At 70.3% G+C, this 18,310-nt stretch carries 16 protein-coding genes and 1 tRNA gene; 9 read left to right on the top strand and 8 right to left on the bottom strand.

The window, feature by feature from the left end; translation table 11 throughout:
* The first annotated feature begins 135 nt into the window (after positions 1 to 135).
* Positions 136 to 915 (top strand): ABC transporter ATP-binding protein, encoded by a 780-nt coding sequence (locus tag IPT68_RS18610; protein WP_189695952.1) that lies wholly within the window; start codon positions 136 to 138, stop codon positions 913 to 915.
* Complete coding sequence (locus IPT68_RS18605; RefSeq protein WP_189695953.1) at positions 909 to 3,359, top strand: ABC transporter permease; 2,451 nt, start codon at positions 909 to 911, stop codon at positions 3,357 to 3,359. Before IPT68_RS18610 ends, IPT68_RS18605 begins: the two co-directional genes overlap by 7 nt.
* Positions 3,360 to 3,611: 252 nt before the next feature.
* Here IPT68_RS18605 and IPT68_RS18600 read toward each other — a convergent pair.
* Positions 3,612 to 3,695 (bottom strand) — tRNA-Leu (locus IPT68_RS18600).
* 435 nt (positions 3,696 to 4,130) lie between these two features.
* Between IPT68_RS18600 and IPT68_RS18595 the strand changes: the two genes are divergently transcribed.
* The 6 genes from IPT68_RS18595 (at position 4,131) to pknB (ending at position 12,299) form a co-directional block, all read left to right on the top strand.
* The gene (locus tag IPT68_RS18595) at positions 4,131 to 5,003 is read left to right on the top strand and encodes an FhaA domain-containing protein (protein WP_194073990.1); all 873 of its coding nucleotides are present in this window, start codon (positions 4,131 to 4,133) and stop codon (positions 5,001 to 5,003) included.
* A gap of 10 nt (positions 5,004 to 5,013) precedes the next feature.
* On the top strand, positions 5,014 to 5,523 hold the full coding sequence (locus tag IPT68_RS18590; RefSeq protein WP_189695955.1) for an FHA domain-containing protein FhaB/FipA: 510 nt from the start codon (positions 5,014 to 5,016) through the stop codon (positions 5,521 to 5,523).
* A gap of 135 nt (positions 5,524 to 5,658) precedes the next feature.
* On the top strand, positions 5,659 to 7,194 hold the full coding sequence (locus IPT68_RS18585; protein ID WP_189696196.1) for a Stp1/IreP family PP2C-type Ser/Thr phosphatase: 1,536 nt from the start codon (positions 5,659 to 5,661) through the stop codon (positions 7,192 to 7,194).
* Between the two features lie 27 nt (positions 7,195 to 7,221).
* Positions 7,222 to 8,661, top strand: a complete 1,440-nt coding sequence (locus IPT68_RS18580; RefSeq protein WP_189695956.1) for an FtsW/RodA/SpoVE family cell cycle protein — start codon at positions 7,222 to 7,224, stop codon at positions 8,659 to 8,661.
* A complete protein-coding gene (locus IPT68_RS18575; protein WP_189695957.1) occupies positions 8,658 to 10,130 on the top strand; it encodes a peptidoglycan D,D-transpeptidase FtsI family protein in 1,473 nt (490 codons plus the stop codon). The genes IPT68_RS18580 and IPT68_RS18575 overlap by 4 nt, the downstream gene beginning before the upstream one ends.
* 171 nt (positions 10,131 to 10,301) lie before the next feature.
* Positions 10,302 to 12,299 carry a Stk1 family PASTA domain-containing Ser/Thr kinase gene (gene pknB, locus IPT68_RS18570; RefSeq protein WP_189695958.1) on the top strand — a complete coding sequence of 666 codons (1,998 nt, stop codon included), beginning with the start codon at positions 10,302 to 10,304 and terminating at the stop codon, positions 12,297 to 12,299.
* 74 nt (positions 12,300 to 12,373) lie between these two features.
* Here the strand turns inward: pknB and IPT68_RS18565 are convergent, their stop codons facing one another.
* Genes IPT68_RS18565 through IPT68_RS18540 form a run of 6 tightly spaced genes read right to left on the bottom strand, consistent with a single transcriptional unit; the run spans position 12,374 to position 16,692 of the window.
* Positions 12,374 to 13,126, bottom strand: a complete 753-nt coding sequence (locus tag IPT68_RS18565) for a class E sortase (protein ID WP_189695959.1) — start codon at positions 13,124 to 13,126, stop codon at positions 12,374 to 12,376.
* A 13-nt stretch (positions 13,127 to 13,139) separates the two neighbouring features.
* On the bottom strand, positions 13,140 to 14,360 hold the full coding sequence (locus tag IPT68_RS18560) for a class E sortase (RefSeq protein ID WP_189695960.1): 1,221 nt from the start codon (positions 14,358 to 14,360) through the stop codon (positions 13,140 to 13,142).
* The gene (locus IPT68_RS18555; protein WP_189695961.1) at positions 14,357 to 14,995 is read right to left on the bottom strand and encodes an aminodeoxychorismate/anthranilate synthase component II; all 639 of its coding nucleotides are present in this window, start codon (positions 14,993 to 14,995) and stop codon (positions 14,357 to 14,359) included. The genes IPT68_RS18560 and IPT68_RS18555 overlap by 4 nt, the downstream gene beginning before the upstream one ends.
* Entirely contained in the window at positions 14,992 to 15,153 is a 162-nt protein-coding gene (locus IPT68_RS18550; protein WP_030609287.1) for a hypothetical protein, read from the bottom strand. The genes IPT68_RS18555 and IPT68_RS18550 overlap by 4 nt, the downstream gene beginning before the upstream one ends.
* Before the next feature lie 54 nt (positions 15,154 to 15,207).
* Positions 15,208 to 15,891 (bottom strand): class E sortase, encoded by a 684-nt coding sequence (locus tag IPT68_RS18545; RefSeq protein ID WP_189695962.1) that lies wholly within the window; start codon positions 15,889 to 15,891, stop codon positions 15,208 to 15,210.
* A 21-nt stretch (positions 15,892 to 15,912) separates the two neighbouring features.
* Complete coding sequence (locus tag IPT68_RS18540; protein WP_189695963.1) at positions 15,913 to 16,692, bottom strand: DUF881 domain-containing protein; 780 nt, start codon at positions 16,690 to 16,692, stop codon at positions 15,913 to 15,915.
* Positions 16,693 to 16,833: 141 nt separating this feature from the next.
* Here IPT68_RS18540 and crgA point away from each other — a divergent pair, with 141 nt between their 5' ends.
* Entirely contained in the window at positions 16,834 to 17,088 is a 255-nt protein-coding gene (gene crgA, locus IPT68_RS18535; RefSeq protein WP_189695964.1) for a cell division protein CrgA, read from the top strand.
* Between the two features lie 302 nt (positions 17,089 to 17,390).
* Here crgA and IPT68_RS18530 read toward each other — a convergent pair whose 3' ends face one another.
* Positions 17,391 to 18,275: a rhomboid family intramembrane serine protease gene (locus IPT68_RS18530; RefSeq protein WP_189695965.1), complete on the bottom strand. Its 885-nt coding sequence runs from the start codon at positions 18,273 to 18,275 to the stop codon at positions 17,391 to 17,393.
* Positions 18,276 to 18,310: the final 35 nt, after the last annotated feature.

Here is an 18,310-nt window from a genome sequence, read left to right as displayed (position 1 = left end):
ACGGCAGTCACCTGCCACCCGCGACACCCGGTCCGGCACGCCGGCCGAACCCGGAACGGCCGTACGCCGCCGTTCCCCGAACACTCCGTCCCGCCCAGGTGCGCGGGAGGACCGACACCGAACGAGTGGGGACAGATGAACAACGACGCCATCCGATTGCACCACGTCAGCAGGCGGTACGGGGCGGGCGGCAACGCCGTGACGGCACTCGACCAGGTCTCGCTCTCCTTCCCACGGGGCACGTTCACCGCGGTCATGGGCCCCTCCGGGTCCGGCAAGTCGACCCTGCTGCAGTGCGCGGCGGGCCTGGACCGGCCCACGTCCGGCTCGGTCACCGTCGGCGGCACCGAGCTGACCGAGTTGAGCGAGACCGGGCTGACCCTGCTGCGCCGTGCGCGCATCGGCTTCGTCTTCCAGGCGTTCAACCTGCTGCCCTCGCTGACCGCGGAGCAGAACGTCGCCCTCCCGCTGCGCCTGGCCGGCCGGCGCGTGCCGAAGGCCCGGGTCCGCGAGGTGCTGGCGCAGGTCGGGCTCGGCGACCGGGCCCGGCACCGGCCGACCGAGATGTCCGGCGGCCAGCAACAGCGCGTGGCGCTGGCCCGGGCCCTGATCACCCGCCCCGAGGTGCTGTTCGGCGACGAACCGACCGGTGCCCTGGACTCGCAGACCAGCCATGAGGTGCTGGCGCTGCTGCGCGGCATGGTGGACCGCGAGGGCCAGACGATCATCATGGTCACGCACGACCCCGTGGCCGCCGGCTACGCGGACCGCGTCGTCTTCCTCGTCGACGGCCGTGTCAACGGCGAGCTCGTCGGGGCGGGCGCCGACGACATCGCCGCCCGGACGACCAAGCTGGAGACCGGGGCGTCCCGGCCGCAGTCCGCGCCGACCTCCTCGGAGGCCCTGCCGTGCTGAGCGTCGCCCTGCGCACCCTGCGCATCCGCTGGGTCACCTTCGTCGGCAGCTTCGTCGCGCTCTCGCTCGGCGTCGCACTGCTCGCCGTGATGGGCCTGGCCCTCGCCTCCTCGCTGGACGCGCCCGAGCGGCAGCCGGAGCGGTTCGCCGAGGCGCCCGTCGTCGTCAAGGGCCAGGACACCTTGCGGGTGCCCACGTCGAGCGGCGAGCGCACCCACCGGCTCGCGCATCCCCGCCCGGTGCCCGCCGCGACAGTCGCCGAGCTGGAGCGACTCGGCACCGTGGTCGAGGACCGGTCCTTCGCCGTACGGGCCCGGGGCGCGCCCGGCGAGCTGGTCGGCCACCCGTGGTCCACCGCCCGCTTCGCGCCGTACGACCTCACCTCCGGGCGGGCCCCCCGGGCCGACGGCGAGGTCGTCGTCAGCGGCGAGTGGGCCGAGCCCGGCCGGCGGGTGACCACCGGCCGGGGCTCCGTCCTGGTCGTCGGCACGGTCGCCGACCGCGGCTTCGAGAACGCCGTCTTCTTCACCGACGCGCGCGCCGCCGCGCTCTCCCCGAGGAGTACGCAGCTCGTGGTCGACGCCGACGCGGCCGACGTGCGCGCGGCGGTGAGCGGGGCGGAGGGCGTCCGGGTGCTCACCGGCACCGACCGCCGGTACGCCGACGCCGATCCCGACCGGGGCAGCGAGGCGCTCACCGCGATGAACGCCATGTTCGGCACGGCGGGCGGCGTCACCGCGTTCGTGTCGGTGTTCGTGGTGGCGTCCACCTTCGCCTTCGCGGTCGCCCAGCGGCGCCGGGACTTCGGACTGCTGCGCACCGCCGGCGCGACGCCGGGGCAGCTCCGGCGGATGGTGTTCGCGGAGGCGTTCGCGGTGGGCGTGCTCGCCTCCGCGGCGGGCTGTGTGCTCGGCGCGTACGGGGCGCCGCGGCTGGCCGACTGGGTGGTCGACGGCGGTCTGGCGCCGGCCTGGTTCGAGATCGGCGACCACGGCTGGCCGTACCACATGGCGTTCTGGACCGGTCTGCTGGTCGCGTTGTGCGGTGTGCTGGCCGCGTCCTGGCGGGCCGGCCGCACCGGCCCCACGCAGGCGCTGCGCGAGGCGTCCGTGGACAGCCGGGCGATGACCTGGGGCAGCCGCCTGTTCGGCACAGCCCTGCTGCTGACCGCCGCCGTGACGCTGAGCCTGGCCCTGGCCACCGACCCGGGCGAGCTGCTGCACCGCAAGACGTACGTCAGCCGCCCGATGCTGCTGATCACCGCGGTGGCGCTGCTCGCGCCGGTGGTGGTGCGCCCGCTGACCCGGCTGATCGCCTGGCTGCCGGCCCAACTGCCCGGCGCGGGCGGGATGCTGGTGCGGGAGAACGCCGCCGCCGGGGTGCGCCGTACGGCCGCGATCGCGGCGCCCGTGCTGGTCACCGTCGCCCTCACGGGCTCACTGCTCGGCGCCACCGCGACGCTGAACGAGGCGAAGGCCACCGAGACCCGTGAGCAGACCGCCGCCGACTTCGTGATCACGCCGGCCGGCGACGACGGCTTCGACGCGGCCACCCTGGCGAAGCTGAAGGCGGTGCCGGGCGCCGAGGTGTCGGCGACCTCGTCGAGCGCGGTGTACGTCCTGGAGGAGGGCGTGGCGCTGATCCGGTCCGACGCCCGTGCCGCGCAGGCCGGTCCGCCGGCCGCGGCCCTCCATCTGCCGCTGGCCGCCGGGAGGGTGAGCGACCTCGACGACGGCTCGATCATCGTGAACGAGGAGTGGGAGCGGCACGCCGTGGGCGAGCGGGTCCAGGTGTGGCTCGGCGACGGTACGAAGAAGTCGCTGCGGATCGCCGCCGTGATGACCACCGGCACGGGCGACAGCGGCGTCTGGGTCACCGCCGCCAACGCCCCGGGCGCGCCCGTGGACCGCGTCGACGTGAGCGTCGCGGCGGGCGCGGACACGGCGGCCGTGGGCGCGGGCCTGCGCGAGGCGGCGGGCGGGGCCCGGGTGTTCACCCGGGACGAGTGGGTGCGGGCCAGTTACCCCGAGACCAACCGCACGACCCGCTACGGCTTTCTGCTGGTCCTCGGCATCGCCCTGCTCTACACCGGCATCTCCCTGGCCAACACGATGGTCATGGCGACGTCCGACCGGATCCGCGACCTGGCCGTGCTGCGTCTGGCGGGGGCCACCACGTGGCAGGTGCTGCGGCTGGTCGGCGCCGAGGCGCTGATGGTGGTCGCGGTCGGCGGGGTGCTGGGACTGCTCGTCGCCGGGCTGAACCTGGCCGGCATGTGGAGCGCGCTGGGCCTGCTGTCGGTGTGGAGCTCGATCGAGATCCCGTGGGCGGCGCTCGGGGCGGCCGTGGGCGCGTGCGCGGTGCTGGCGGTGGTGTCGTCCGTCGTACCGGCCGGCCTGGCCATGCGGCGCCGTGCGGTGGAACTGGCCGGCATGAAGGAGTGACCGACCCCCTCGGACCGGCGCCGGTCGGCACGTCCCCGGCCGGCGCCTCGCTCCGCACCGCGCGGCATCCGAACCCCCGCGGCCACACCGTTGCCACCGCCTCACGCACGCCGCGCCGGGAGTGCAGCATGAGGCCAACGCACGCTGGACGCCCACCTGCTGAGACATCCGTCACACACGATGCCCATCACGGCACCACCCCCGACAACGCGAAAGCCCCGCAGGTCCGAGACCTGCGGGGCTTTCAGCCGGTGCGCGAGGGGGGAGTTGAACCCCCACGCCCTTGCGGGCACTGGAACCTGAATCCAGCGCGTCTGCCTATTCCGCCACCCGCGCATTGGGTGTGTCCTCCGGCTCCGCCCCTTGGGGCCGGCGCCTTCCGACACCCAGAACATTAGCACGGTGGACGGGGTGGGTTCACATCCCTTGTCGGGGGCAGGGACACCCTCGTAGGGGCACGCCGACCGGCCCGGGAGCCCCTCGCACGTATCAACCTCGTACCGGTCCGGGCCGTAGGCCCAGGAGCCGGGCGGAGTCCACAGCCCGGTGCGGGACACTTGTTTGCGACCCCCTCTACGATCCATGCCAGAAGTTCGAAGGGGAGCGCCGCAGGGAACTTCGTCAGGCGTCGACACCCGTCGACCGGGCTGACAGGGGGAACCAGCCGATTAACCGGGGCGTGGATACGATCAGTAAGCAGTACCGGGTAGGCAGTACACAGAGCAGTACACGCAGCAGTACACAGGACCGCAACACCGGAGGAGGTGCCCCATGGGAGTCCTGAAGAAGTTCGAGCAGCGTCTCGAAGGTCTGGTCAACGGCACCTTCGCCAAGGTGTTCAAGTCCGAGGTCCAGCCGGTGGAGATCGCCGGCGCGCTGCAGCGCGAGTGCGACAACAACGCCACCATCTGGAACCGGGACCGGACCGTCGTCCCCAACGACTTCATCGTGGAGCTGAGCGCCCCGGACTTCGAGCGCCTCAGCCCTTACTCCGGCCAGCTCGGCGACGAGCTCGCCGGCATGGTCCGCGACTACGCCAAGCAGCAGCGCTACACCTTCATGGGCCCGATCAAGGTCCACCTGGAGAAGGCCGACGACCTGGACACCGGTCTGTACCGGGTGCGCAGCCGTACGCTCGCCTCCTCCAGCAACCAGCAGGGCCCGGCCCCCGCGGCCGACGGCGCCCGCCCCGCCGCCGGCGGCTACGGCTACCCGCCCGCGGGCGCCCCGCGCAGCCCGCCGGCGCTCCGCCCATGCCGCGGCGCCCCGCCCGGGGCCCTCCCCGGCGGGTACGGCTATCCGCAGCCGGCCCAGCCCGCCGCCCAGCGGCCCGGCGCCGGGCCCGGCGCCGCCGCCGGCTCGCGCACCCGGTACTGGATCGAAATCAACGGCACCCGCCACCAGATCTCCCGCGCGACGCTGGTGATGGGCCGCAGCACCGAGGCCGACGTGCGGATCGACGACCCCGGCGTGTCCCGCCGGCACTGTGAGATCCGGACCGGAACGCCCTCGACGATCCAGGATCTCGGATCCACCAACGGCATCGTGGTGGACGGGCAGCACACCACCCGCGCTACGCTCCGCGACGGCTCGCGGATCGTCGTGGGCAGCACCACCGTTATCTATAGGCAAGCCGAAGGGTGATCCGGGGGCAATGTCAGAGCTGACCCTCACGGTCATGCGGCTGGGTTTCCTGGCCGTACTGTGGCTGTTCGTGATCGTGGCCGTGCAGGTCATCCGCAGCGATCTGTTCGGTACCCGCGTCACACAGCGCGGATCCCGGCGGGACGCGGGCCGGGCGCAGCAGGCCACGCGCCAGGCGCCCCCGCAGCAGCGCCAGCAGCCGGCCGGCGGCCGGGCGCGCCGCAACGCCCCCACCAAGCTGGTGGTGACCGAGGGCACACTCACCGGCACCACCGTCGCGCTCCAGTCCCAGACCATCACCCTGGGCCGCGCGCACGACAGCACGATCGTGCTGGACGACGACTACGCCTCCAGCCGGCATGCCAGGATCTACCCGGACCGGGACGGCCAGTGGATCGTCGAGGACCTCGGGTCCACGAACGGCACCTATCTCGACCGGACCCGCCTCACGACCCCCCTGCCGATTCCGCTGGGTGCACCGATCCGCATCGGCAAGACCGTCATCGAGCTGCGGAAGTAGTACGACAATGAGCGAGCGGAGCGAGCACGCAGTGGCGGCCGGCACCCCGGGCCGCGGCGCGCTCCCGACCGGAGGGTGGGCAGTGTGGCTCGACACGACCGGCTGTACCGGGAGCAGCCGACGGGCGAGGTGCGCATGAGTCTGTCACTGCGCTTCGCCGCCGGTTCGCACAAAGGCATGATCCGCGAGGGCAACGAGGACTCCGGATACGCCGGTCCTCGCCTGCTCGCCATCGCCGACGGCATGGGCGGCGCCGCGGCCGGCGAGGTCGCCTCCTCCGAGGCGATCTCCACCATCGTCCAGCTCGACGACGACATCCCCGGCTCGGACGTCCTCACCTCGCTCGGCGCCGCAGTCCAGCGCGCCAACGACCAGCTGCGCCAGATGGTCGAGGACGACCCGTCGCTGGAGGGCATGGGCACCACCCTCACCGCCCTGCTGTGGACCGGCCAGCGACTCGGCCTCGTCCACGTCGGCGACTCGCGCGCGTACCTGCTGCGCGACGGTGTCCTCACGCAGATCACCCAGGACCACACGTGGGTGCAGCGTCTGGTCGACGAGGGCCGGATCACCGAGGAAGAGGCCACCACCCACCCGCAGCGCTCGCTGCTGATGCGCGCCCTCGGCAGCGGCGACCACGTCGAGCCCGACCTGTCGATCCGTGAGGTCCGGGCCGGCGACCGCTACCTGATCTGCTCCGACGGGCTGTCCGGGGTCGTCTCCCACCAGACGATGGAAGAGACCCTCGCCAGCTACCAGGGCCCGCAGGAGACCGTGCAGCAGCTGATCGAGCTGGCGCTGCGCGGCGGCGGCCCGGACAACATCACCGTCATCGTCGCCGACGTCCTCGACCTCGACACCGGCGACACCCTCGCCGGGCAGCTGTCCGACACCCCGGTCGTGGTCGGCGCGGTCGCCGAGAACCAGAACCACCTGCACGACAACGGCATCATGCAGACCCCGGCCGGCCGCGCCGCCGGCCTCGGCCGCCAGGTGCCCGGACAGGGCGGCGGGGGCGGCGAGTTCGGCCCGCCCGGCTCCGGCGACACCACCGGCTACATCCCGACGGACGGCTTCGGGGGCTACGGCGACGACGACTTCGTCAAGCCCCGGCCCCGGCGCCGCTGGCTGAAGAGATCCGTCTACGGCATCCTCGCGCTGGCCGTCGTCGGCGGCGGTCTGTACGCCGGTCACCGCTGGACGCAGACCCAGTACTACGTCGGCACCAACGGCGAACACGTGGCGCTGTACCGGGGGATCAGCCAGGATCTGGCCTGGGTGTCGCTGTCGAAGGTCGAGAAGGACCACCCTGAGATCGAACTCAAGTACCTGCCGCCGTACCAGCAGAAGCTGGTCGAGGCCACGATCGCCGAAGGCGGGCTGAAGAACGCCCAGGCCAAGATCGACGAGCTGGCCGTGCAGGCCTCCGCGTGCAAGAAGGAGGCGCAGCGGCGCGCTGCCGAGAGCGAGAACTCCGCGCAGACCGGCCAGGGCGAGGCCGGCGGTACCACGGGAACCACCCGTACCTCCCTCACGTCCAAGGCAACGCCGACCCCGTCGGCCACCGGATCCCAGACCCCGACCCAGTCCGCGACCGCGCCCACTCCCAGCCCCGGCCCCAGCCTCTCGGAGGAAGAGCAGAAGGTCGTCTCGCTGTGCGGTAAGCAGTAGGCAAGCCGTGAGAGGCCCCGTCACACGATGAGCAGTACTACCAACACGTCGTCGCAGCACACGTCCACGATCGGCTCGATCGGCACGCCGAGCCGGCGCAACACCGAGGTCGGTCTCCTGGTGTTCGCCGTCGTCATCCCGGTCTTCGCCTACGCCAACGTCGGCCTCGCCATCAACGACGCGGTACCGGCCGGCCTGCTGAGCTACGGGCTCGGCCTGGGCCTGTTGGCCGGCATCGGCCATCTCGTCGTCCGCAAGTTCGCGCCGTACGCCGATCCGCTGCTGCTGCCGCTGGCCACCCTGCTCAACGGGCTGGGCCTGGTCGCCATCTGGCGGCTGGACCAGTCGGAGCTGCTGCAGGACATCGGCCAGGCCGGGACCGCCGCGCCCCGCCAGCTGCTGTACACGGCGATGGGCATCGCGCTGTTCATCGTGGTGCTGATCTTCCTCAAGGACCACCGCGCCCTGCAGCGCTACACGTACATCTCGATGGTCGGCGCACTGTTCCTGCTGCTGCTGCCCCTGGTGCCGGGCCTCGGCCAGAACATCTACGGCGCCAAGATCTGGATCTCGGTCGCCGGATTCTCCATCCAGCCCGGTGAGTTCGCGAAGATCGTCCTCGCGGTCTTCTTCGCTGGCTACCTGATGGTCAAGCGGGACGCGCTCGCGCTGGCCAGCCGCCGCTTCATGGGCCTGTACCTGCCGCGCGGCCGCGACCTCGGCCCGATCCTCGTGGTCTGGGCGATGTCGATCCTGATCCTGGTCTTCGAGACCGACCTCGGCACGTCGCTGCTGTTCTTCGGAATGTTCGTCATCATGCTGTACGTCGCCACCGAGCGGACCAGCTGGATCGTCTTCGGTCTGCTGATGTCCGCGGTCGGCGCGGTCGGCGTGGCCTCCTTCGAGGTGCACATCCAGCAACGCGTGGCCGCCTGGCTCGACCCGATGCGCGAGTACACGCTCTCCCGCGAGGGCGTCATCGGCCACTCCGAGCAGGCCATGCAGGCGCTGTGGGCGTTCGGCTCCGGCGGCACCCTCGGCACCGGCTGGGGCCAGGGCCACTCCGAGCTGATCCGCTTCGCCGCCAACTCCGACTTCATCCTCGCCACCTTCGGCGAGGAGCTGGGCCTGGCCGGCGTGATGGCCCTGCTGCTGCTGTACGCGCTGATCGTGGAGCGCGGCGTGCGCACCGCCCTCGCCGCCCGCGACCCGTTCGGCAAGCTGCTCGCCATCGGCCTGTCCGGGGCCTTCGCCCTCCAGGTGTTCGTCGTGGCCGGCGGTGTGATGGGGCTCATCCCTCTGACCGGTATGACGATGCCGTTCCTGGCCTACGGCGGTTCCTCCGTCATCGCCAACTGGGCGCTGATCGGCATCCTGCTGAGGATCAGCGACACCGCGCGCCGCCCGGCGCCCGCCCCCGCACCCAACCCCGACGCCGAGATGACCCAGGTGGTCCGCCCGTCATGAACAAGCCCCTGCGCCGGATCGCGATCTTCTGCGGACTGCTCGTGCTGACGCTGCTGATCCGCGACAACTGGCTCCAGTACGTCCGGGCGAACGAGCTGGCCACCGACACCAAGAACCGCCGGGTGGCCATCGAGCGGTACGCCACCCCGCGCGGCGACATCATCGTCGACGGCAAGGCCATCACCGGCTCCAAGCGGGCCGCCAGCGGCGACTTCGAGTACGTCCGCACCTACAAGGACGGCCCCATGTGGGCGCCCGTCACCGGTTACGCCTCCCAGGCCTTCGGCACCAACCAGCTGGAGAACCTGGAGGACGGCATCCTCACCGGCAACGACGACCGGCTGTTCTTCCGCAACACCCTGGACATGCTGACCGGCAAGAACAAGGCCGGCGGCAACGTCGTCACCACCCTCAACGCGGCCGCGCAGAAGGCGGCGTACGAGGGTCTGGCCGAGCGCGGCAAGGGCGCCGTGGTGGCGCTGGACCCGGAGACGGGCGCGATCCTTGCGCTGGCGTCCTACCCGTCGTACGACCCCTCGACGATCGCCGGGTACTCCGACGACGACCAGAAGGCCTGGAACAAGCTCCAGAAGAAGAAGAACCCCAACGACCCGATGCTCAACCGGGCGCTGCGCGAGACCTACCCGCCGGGCTCGACCTTCAAGGTGGTCACCGCGGCGGCGGCCCTGGAGCACGGTCTGTACACGGACGCGGACGCTGCGACCAAGACGCCGCTGCCGTGGACCATGCCGGGCACCACCACGGAGCTGAAGAACGAGGGGAACATCCCCTGCAAGAACGCGACGCTCCGGGTCGCCCTCCAGTACTCCTGCAACACCGTCTTCGGCAAGGTCGGCTCCGACCTCGGCAACGACAAGATGCTGGAGACGGCGAAGAAGTTCGGCTTCACCGAGGAGCAGTTCACGCCGGTCCGCGCCAACGCGTCCGTGTTCTCCGACGACATGGCCCCCTCCGAGGTGGCGCTGTCCTCCATCGGCCAGTTCAACACCGCCGCGACCCCGCTGCAGATGGCCATGGTCGCCTCCGCGGTCGCCAACGACGGCACGCTGATGAAGCCGTACATGGTCGACAAGCTCCAGGCGTCCAACGTCGACACCATCGAGCAGACCGAGCCCCAGGAGCTCAGCAAGCCGCTGTCGTCGGACAACGCCCAGATACTCCAGTCGATGATGGAGACGGTCGTCGACAAGGGCACGGGAACCAACGCGAAGATCGAGGGCGTCACCGTGGGCGGCAAGACCGGTACCGCCCAGCACGGTGTCGACAACAGCGAGAAGCCGTACGCCTGGTTCATCTCGTACGCCAAGCTCGGCGACGGAAGCTCGCCGGTCGCCGTGGCCGTGGTGGTCGAGGACGAGCAGGCGGACCGTGGCGACATCTCCGGCGGCGGCCTCGCCGCACCCATCGCGAAAAGCGTGATGGAGGCGGTCATCGAGAGCAAGAAGTGAGACACCCGTCACGTCGTCTTCACATCGGTGCACGTTGCGATACCGGTCCTGTATCGGCTGACGGGCTTGGCCAGGTCATACAAAGCGAGCCGGGTACGGTAGGCCCGGACGGCAGTCTCCGGCCGCACGACATGCCGGCCGGGACCGACGGAGAGGGCTGGTAGGTAGCTTATGGAAGAGCCGCGTCGCCTCGGCGGCCGGTACGAGCTGGGCCCGGTGCTCGGCCGTGGTGGCATGGCGGAGGTTTACCACGCGCATGACACCCGGCTGGGACGCCAGGTGGCGGTGAAGACGCTGCGCGCGGACCTCGCGCGCGACCCGTCGTTCCAGGCCCGCTTCCGCCGGGAGGCCCAGTCGGCCGCCTCGCTCAACCACCCCGCGATCGTCGCGGTCTACGACACGGGCGAGGACTACATCGACGGGGTCTCGATCCCGTACATCGTCATGGAGTACGTCGACGGCTCCACGCTCCGTGAGCTGCTGCACTCCGGCCGCAAGCTGCTGCCGGAGCGGGCCATGGAGATGACCATCGGCATCCTCCAGGGCCTGGAGTACGCCCACCGCAGTGGCATCGTCCACCGCGACATCAAGCCGGCCAACGTCATGCTGACGCGCAACGGCCAGGTCAAGGTGATGGACTTCGGCATCGCCCGCGCCATGGGCGACGCCGGCATGACGATGACGCAGACGGCGGCCGTGATCGGCACCGCCCAGTACCTCTCCCCGGAGCAGGCCAAGGGCGAGCAGGTCGACGCGCGCAGCGACCTCTACTCCACCGGCTGCCTGCTGTACGAGCTGCTGACGGTCCGCCCGCCCTTCGTGGGCGACTCCCCCGTCGCGGTCGCCTACCAGCACGTGCGGGAAGAGGCGCAGCCCCCGTCGGTCTTCGACCCCGAGATCACGCCGGAGATGGACGCGATCGTCCTGCGGGCGCTGGTCAAGGACCCGAACTACCGCTACCAGTCGGCCGACGAGATGCGCGCCGACATCGAGGCCTGCCTCGACGGCCAGCCGGTCGCGGCCACGGCCGCGATGGGCGCCGTGGGCTACGGCGGCTACCCCGACGAGCAGCCGACGACGGCCCTGCGCTCCGACGGCCACGGCCACGCGGGCGCGACGACCCTGCTTCCCCCGGCCAACCCGGACGACGGCGGCTTCGGCTACGACGACCGCCCGGACCGGCGCCGTCAGAAGAAGTCGAACACCTCGACGATCCTGCTGGTCGTGGCCGCGGTCCTGGTCCTGTTCGGCGCGATCCTGATCGGACGGTACGCGTTCGGCGGGGACGGGGTGAGCAACGACAAGGTGCCGGTGCCGAACTTCGTGGGACTGTCCCAGGAGGACGCCCAGAAGCAGGCGGAGAACAGCGACCTCGTCCTCGAGGTCGAGAACAAGCCCTGCGAGGACCAGAAGAAGGGCAACGTCTGCTCCCAGGACCAGGCGCCCAAGACCGAGGTCGACAAGCAGACCACCATCAACGTCGTGGTCTCCACGGGTGCTCCGAAGGTGGCCGTGCCCAGCGTGATCGGTCTGTCCATCGACGAGGCCACGTCCAAACTCGAGGGCGAGGACTACGAGTTCAAGATCAAGACGGAGACCCGGGTCTCGTCGGAGGAGCCGGAAACCGTCCTGGATCAGAACCCGGCCAGCGGCAAGGAGATCGAGAAGGGCTCCACGATCACGCTGATCGTCGCCAAGGCCGAGGCGAAGAGCACCGTCCCGTTCGTGGTCGGACAGTCCTGTGACGACGCCAAGAAGCAGCTGCAGGGCAGCAGTCTCAACGGTGAGTGCACCGAGGTGCCGACCAACGACCCCAACCAGGACGGCAAGGTCATCGAGGTCACGCCGACGCCCGGCTCGCAGGTCGACAAGAACTCGACGGTGAACCTGAAGGTCGGCAAGCTGCAGAAGCAGAAAATCAAGGTCCCGAACGTCGTTGGACGCACGGTGGGCGAGGCCAAGCAGATCCTGAACGGGGCCGGCTTCAGCAACATCCAATTCGAGGGCGGCAGCGACCAGAGCGACACGGCGTTCGTCACCGCGCAGAACCCGCCGGGCGACCAGGACGTCGACGACCCCGCCGCGACGCAGATCACCCTGCGAACCGTGAGCTTGGGCGGCAACGGAGGCAACGGCGGCGGCTTCTTCGGAGGCGGCGACGGCGACTGACCGCCCCGCGTCCCACGACGGAGCCCCGGCACCCTCTCCAGGGTGCCGGGGCTCTGTCGTACGTGCCGTGCGGGCTAGCCGCGCAGTTCCGTCGGCGGGGTCCGGTCGCCGTCCACCTTCTCCACGCGCTCCAGTTCGCCCCAGACGACGTACCGGTAGCGACTGGTGAAGACCGGCGTGCAGGTGGTCAGGGTGATGTACTTGCCGGCCTTCATGCGGCCGGACTCCTTGGGGATCGCGTCGAGGACCTTGACGTTGTACTTCGAGGTCTCGGGAAGGACGGCGTAGACCTTGTAGACGTACCACTTGTCCTTCGTCTCGAAGACGATGGGGTCGCCCTTCGTCAGCTTGTGAATGCCGTGGAACTTCGCGCCGTGGCCGTCGCGGTGCGCGGCGAGCGAGAAGTTGCCGTTCTTGCCGCTGGTGGGCAGGGTCGCCTTGACCGGGTCGGTGTAGTAGCCGGCGACGCCGTCGTTGAGGAGCTCCGCGGACGTGCCCTTCTTGATGAGGATCTCGTCCTTGGTCATCGCGGGCACGTGCAGGAAGCCGATGCCGTCCTTGGTGTCCAGCTCGCCGGGGCCGGACGACTCGGAAGTGGCCCAGTTGTCGCGGACCTTGTCGCCCTCCTGGTGCGCCTTGCGGTCGGCGAGGACGTTCGTCCACCACAGCGAGTAGACGACGAAGAGGCCGAGCACCAGGCCCGCGGTGATGAGGAGTTCACCGAAGACACTGACCGCCGTGGCGATCCGGCCGGGGCCGCGGCGCCGTGGCTCGGGCGCCCCGGGGACGGCGTCGGTGTGCTCTTCACGATCGGTGGTCGCTGCCACGTGTCATCTGCCCTTAACTGACGAGCGCATCCGGCTTGCCCTTGCTGCGCGGCCGTTCCTCGACCATCTTGCCCCAGACGATCATCCGGTACTTGCTGGTGAACTCCGGCGTGCACGTCGTCAGTGTGATGTAGCGGCCGGGCTCGGTGAAGCCCGACCCCGGGGGGACCGGGTCGAGGACGCTCACGTTGCTCGGCGAGGTCACCGGCAGGATCGACGCCATGTCGTAGACGTAGTAGGTGTCCTGGGTCTCGACGACGATCGGATCGCCCGGCTGGAGCCTGTTGATGTACCGGAAGGGCTCGCCGTGCGTGTTGCGGTGGCCCGCGAGCCCGAAGTTGCCGGTCTTGTCGTCCGGCATGGCGGTCTTCAGCGCGCCCTCGGCGTAGTGGCCGACCATGCCCCGGTCGAGCACCTTGTCGTTGCTGATGCCCTCGGCGATCGGCACCACCACGTCCAGCTTGGGGATGTGCAGCAGCGCGAAGCCCTGGCCGGGCTCGAAGGCGCCGGGGTTGCGCTTGCCGTTCGCCCAGTCGTCCTGGAGTTGACTGGCCTCGTTGCCGGCCTGCGCGTGCGCCCGGACATTGGTCCACCACAGCTGGTAGGTGACGAAGAGCAGCATCAGCACGCCGGTGGTGATGAACACCTCACCGATCAGCCGGCTGGCGATCACGGCGGGGCCGGGCTTGCGCGCCCGTGCGAGCCGGCGCGCCTCCACACGGGACAACGGGCGGCTCTGGCGGGCGTCCTGCGACGGGCCCGCGGAGGGAGCGGGGCGACCGGCATGCCTGCCGTGGCCGGCGTGACTCCTGTGACCGCTTGGGCTGCCGTGATCGGTGTGATCGGCGGGGTCGGCGTTGCTCGCGTGGCGTCGGTGACGGCGCTTGGCGGCCTTTCTGCGGGCCGCACGGCCGCCAGGTGTGACTCCGGTGCCTGCCGGTGCCGTTGGGGCCCCTGCGGCCGTCGTGGCGGTTCCGGCGGTGCCCGCTATGGAGTCGCCCTGCAGATCCGACGTCCGCAGGGCCATCGTCTCCTCTTCCACCGGCGCCCCGCCCGCCGGTGCCGCCCCCACATACCCCATGGGCCCCACCGGCCCCTGGTACGGCTGCTGCCCGTACCAGTCCCCGAACGCGCCCGGCGCCTCGTACGGCTGCTGCCCGTACGAGGTGCCCTGGTCGCCGGCGCCGCCGTGAGCCGCGGCGCCGGACTCGCGCTCGGGGCGCAGCGCGGTCACGCCGTGGCCCTGCCCACCACCGGGGCGAGCCCCGCCGACCTCGCCACCGCGCCCTCGTCACCGCACTCGGCCAGCCAGTTGGCCAGCATCCGGTGACCGTGCTCGGTCAGTACCGACTCGGGATGGAACTGCACGCCCTCGACCGGGAGTTCGCGGTGCCTGAGGCCCATGATGATGCCGTCGTGCGTGCGCGCCGTGACCTCCAGCTCGGCCGACACCGTGGGCGGCTCGGCGGCCAGGGAGTGGTAGCGGGTCGCCGTGAAGGGCGAGGGCAGTCCCGCGAAGACGCCCTTGCCCTCGTGCTCGACCAGCGAGGTCTTGCCGTGCAGCAACTCGGGCGCGCGGTCCACCACACCGCCGTAGGCCACCTGCATGGACTGCATGCCGAGGCAGACGCCGAAGACGGGCACGCCGGTGGCGGCGCAGTGCCGGACCATGTCGATGCAGACGCCGGCCTGCTCGGGGGCGCCGGGGCCGGGTGACAGCAGGACGCCGTCGAAGCCGTCGCCCGCGTGCTCGGTCGAGACCTCGTCGTTGCGCAGGACCTCGCACTCGGCGCCCAGCTGATACAGGTACTGGACCAGGTTGAAGACGAAGCTGTCGTAGTTGTCGACGACGAGAATGCGCGCGCTCACTGGTTGTCCACCGTCACATCGTTGAAGGGAAGCAGCGGCTCGGCCCATGGGAAGACGTACTGGAACAGGACGTAGACCACGGCCAGGATCAGTACCAGTGAGATCAGCGCCTTGACCCACGCGTTCCCCGGCAGATGCCGCCAGATCCAGCCGTACATGCCGTCCCTTCCGTCGCACCACGGCACCAGAAACCCACGCCGTACTGCACCAGACTAACGGCGCAGGGCGGCTGGTTTCCCGGCCTCCACAGGCTGTGTGGAATCCAGACGCGCCCAGACCACCAGGCGGTGGCTGTGGCCCCACTCCGGCTCGCACGTGGTCAGGGTCAGGTAGCGGCCCGGGCGCGTGTACCCGGACTTACGTGGCAGCGGGTCGATCACCTCGACGTCCGTCGGCACGGTCTTGTACGGCCCCTTGTCGATCCGGTACGTGAACCAGGTCGTCCCGTCCGTCAGCACCACCGCGTCACCGGCCCGCAGCCGCGGGAAGTCCTTGAAGGGGTCGCCGTACGTCCGCCGATGCCCGGCGACGGAGAAGTTGCCCTTCTGCCCGAGCCGCGCGGTGACGGCGTAGTGGCCGAGGCCCTTCTTCAGGGTGCCGGTGTCGGTCCCCTCGAGGACGGGCTTGTTCCACGTGAAACCGAGCCGCGGGATGTACATGATCGCGAAAGGCTCGCCGTTCTCGTACGTCGCCGGCTCGGAGGGCGCGGCCGGTGCGCCCGGGGCCGCCGGGCGCGTGCTGTCCTGCGCCCATCGCTCGCGGAGCCGGTCGATCTGATCGTCCATGACGGTGTCGGCCCGCACGCCGGTCCAGAAGAGCACGTGGACGACGAAGAGCACGATCACGGCGCCGACGGTGACGCACAGCTCACTGAGGGTCCTGACGACCAAGCGCACCGGCGGCTCCCGAGAAGGCGCTCACTGCACGGGCTGGGCGTATCGCAGATCCACTGTGCCGGAATAGCCGGGCAGCGTCACCGTCCCGTTCTCCTCGACTTTCCAGCCGAGGCCGTAGACGTTGACGTACACCATGTAGTTCTGGATCGCCGGGGAGGCGGAGAGCGCCTGCTGGAGCTTGTCGGGGTCACCGACGGCGGTGATCTTGTACGGCGGTGAGTAGACGCGGCCCTGGAGGATCAGGGTGTTGCCCACGCAGCGCACGGCGCTGGTGGAGATCAGGCGCTGGTCCATGACCTTGATGCCCTGGGCGCCGCCCTGCCAGAGGGCGTTCACCACGGCCTGGAGGTCCTGCTGGTGGATGACCAGGTAGTCGGGCTGGGGCTCGGGGTAGCCGGGGAGCTTGGCCGTGGCGTTCGGCGGGGCGTCGTCGAGGGTGACGGTGATCGCCTCGCCGGTGAGCTTGTGCGTCCCGGCCTGCTTCTCCAGGGCGGCGAGCTTGTCGTCCTCCGCTTTGGTGCTGCCGTCGTCCCGCTCGGCCAGGGACTCCACGTCCTCGCGCAGGGCGGCGTTGGCCTCGCCCAGCTCGCCGTTGTTGCGGCTGCGCTCGTGGATCAGGTCCGAGAGCTTCAGCAGGGACGTGTCCGTGCGGATGTTGGTGCCCTTGGCCGTGTGGAAACTGGTGAAGAAGATGAGGCCGGCCAGCGCGAAGACGCCCACCGTGAGGACCCGAACGGGCCGGAAGGCCCACCGGCGGCCGGCGCTGGACCCCGTCCCGGGGGAGTCGGCAGAATTGCTCAACGTACCCTTATCTCCTTCGGCGCCGTGGAAGCACTACGCTAACGGACGCCCGGGGGAGCGCTCAGTGTCCCCTTGTACGCTGCCCCGAGCCCGACCCAGTTCCCTGCGCGGCCACGCAGCGCATCGACAGGAGAGACCCTCGTGCCGAAGTCACGTATCCGCAAGAAGGCCGACTACACGCCGCCGCCGTCGAAGCAGGCGACCAGCCTCAAGCTGAACAACCGCGCCTGGGTCGCACCGGTCATGCTCGCCTTGTTCCTCATCGGGCTGGCCTGGATCGTGGTCTTCTATGTGACCAACAGTTCGATGCCCGTCGAGTCGCTGGGCAACTGGAACATCGTGGTCGGATTCGGCTTCATCGCGGCCGGGTTCGGCGTCTCCACGCAGTGGAAGTAGCCGGCCGAAGGACAGGCCACCGGGCGGTGAACAGACCTCTGCCCACGGCTATCCGCTGAGTTATCCACAGCCCAGGGTCAATTTCCACACCTGACCTGGGGAAAAGACGACGATCTGTGGATAACCCATCGGGCGTTGACACCGGTACGACCGTCGCACGATCTCGCGAAAGCACGTTCGCCCCCTGTCTGACCTGCGGAAACGCGGGTCGATGACAGGGGGCACAGGTGTTCCCGCACAGCGTGCACAAGATCCGCCACACGCTGTGGACAACTGTCGAGCTCAGTGGATAACCCCGCGGCTCAGCTGAGCTGGGCCGTTCGCAAGAGCGTCACACCGACTACCACGACCAGCGTCAGCGCACAGACGCCGTACTGCACCAGCGCCCGCCGCTCGCGCGGGGCGTGCACCATCGCGTAGCCGATCACCAGGCCCCCGACGAGGCCGCCTATGTGCGCCTGCCAAGCGATGTTGGCCCACGTGAAGGTGAAGATCAGGTTGATCGCCAGCAGCACGACGACGGGCCGCAGGTCGTAGTTGAGCCGGCGCATCAGGACGGCCGTCGCGCCGAACAGCCCGAAGATCGCGCCGGAAGCGCCCAGGGAGGCCGTCGTGGGGCTCGCCAGCAGATAGGTCAAGGCGCCGCCCGTCAGGCCCGAGATCAGGTAGAGCGCGAGGAAACGCGCCCGACCGAGGGCCGCTTCCAAAGGGCCGCCGAGCCACCACAGGCTGAGCATGTTGAAGGCGATGTGCCAGATCGCCTCGTGGGTGAACATCGAGGTGACCAGGCGGTACCACTCGCCCGCCACCACCCCCTCCGTGGGGGCCAGGGACGCCGGCGGCCACTCGCCCCTCAGTACCAGGTCGTACAGAACCAGCGGGCGGATCTGGACGAGGACGAACACCGCGAGGTTGATCCCGATCAGGATCTTGGTCAGCAGCCTGGGGTCGGCGGTGACCGTGCCGCCCGCGATGGTGCGGGGGCGGGAGGCGCCCGGCGCGTGACCGGTGCCGACGGCGTCGCGGACACATTCGGGGCACTGGAAGCCGACCGAGGCGCTGACCATGCACTCGGGGCAGATAGGGCGCTCACAGCGCGTGCAGCGCACGCCGGTCTCGCGGCCCGGGTGGCGATAGCAGACGGGCGCGCTCTGCGCGTCCTGCTGGCTGCTCTGCGCCTGGTCCATGAGGTCCCCTCAGTCGTCGTGGCACTGCAACGCCC

The sequence above is a fragment of the Streptomyces chromofuscus genome (genome assembly GCF_015160875.1).
Classification (GTDB): domain Bacteria; phylum Actinomycetota; class Actinomycetes; order Streptomycetales; family Streptomycetaceae; genus Streptomyces; species Streptomyces chromofuscus.
Note: the sequence above shows the minus strand (reverse complement) of the source record. Positions and strands in the feature narration are given on the sequence as shown.

Coding starts and splice junctions, on each gene's coding strand:
- IPT68_RS18530 (WP_189695965.1), bottom strand. CDS start 18,275: ATGGACCAGGCGCAGAGCAGCCAGCAGGACGCGCAGAGCGCGCCCGTC.
- IPT68_RS18550 (WP_030609287.1), bottom strand. CDS start 15,153: ATGTACGGCTGGATCTGGCGGCATCTGCCGGGGAACGCGTGGGTCAAG.
- IPT68_RS18595 (WP_194073990.1), top strand. CDS start 4,131: ATGGGAGTCCTGAAGAAGTTCGAGCAGCGTCTCGAAGGTCTGGTCAAC.
- pknB (WP_189695958.1), top strand. CDS start 10,302: ATGGAAGAGCCGCGTCGCCTCGGCGGCCGGTACGAGCTGGGCCCGGTG.
- IPT68_RS18580 (WP_189695956.1), top strand. CDS start 7,222: ATGAGCAGTACTACCAACACGTCGTCGCAGCACACGTCCACGATCGGC.
- IPT68_RS18575 (WP_189695957.1), top strand. CDS start 8,658: ATGAACAAGCCCCTGCGCCGGATCGCGATCTTCTGCGGACTGCTCGTG.
- IPT68_RS18590 (WP_189695955.1), top strand. CDS start 5,014: ATGTCAGAGCTGACCCTCACGGTCATGCGGCTGGGTTTCCTGGCCGTA.
- IPT68_RS18610 (WP_189695952.1), top strand. CDS start 136: ATGAACAACGACGCCATCCGATTGCACCACGTCAGCAGGCGGTACGGG.
- IPT68_RS18585 (WP_189696196.1), top strand. CDS start 5,659: ATGAGTCTGTCACTGCGCTTCGCCGCCGGTTCGCACAAAGGCATGATC.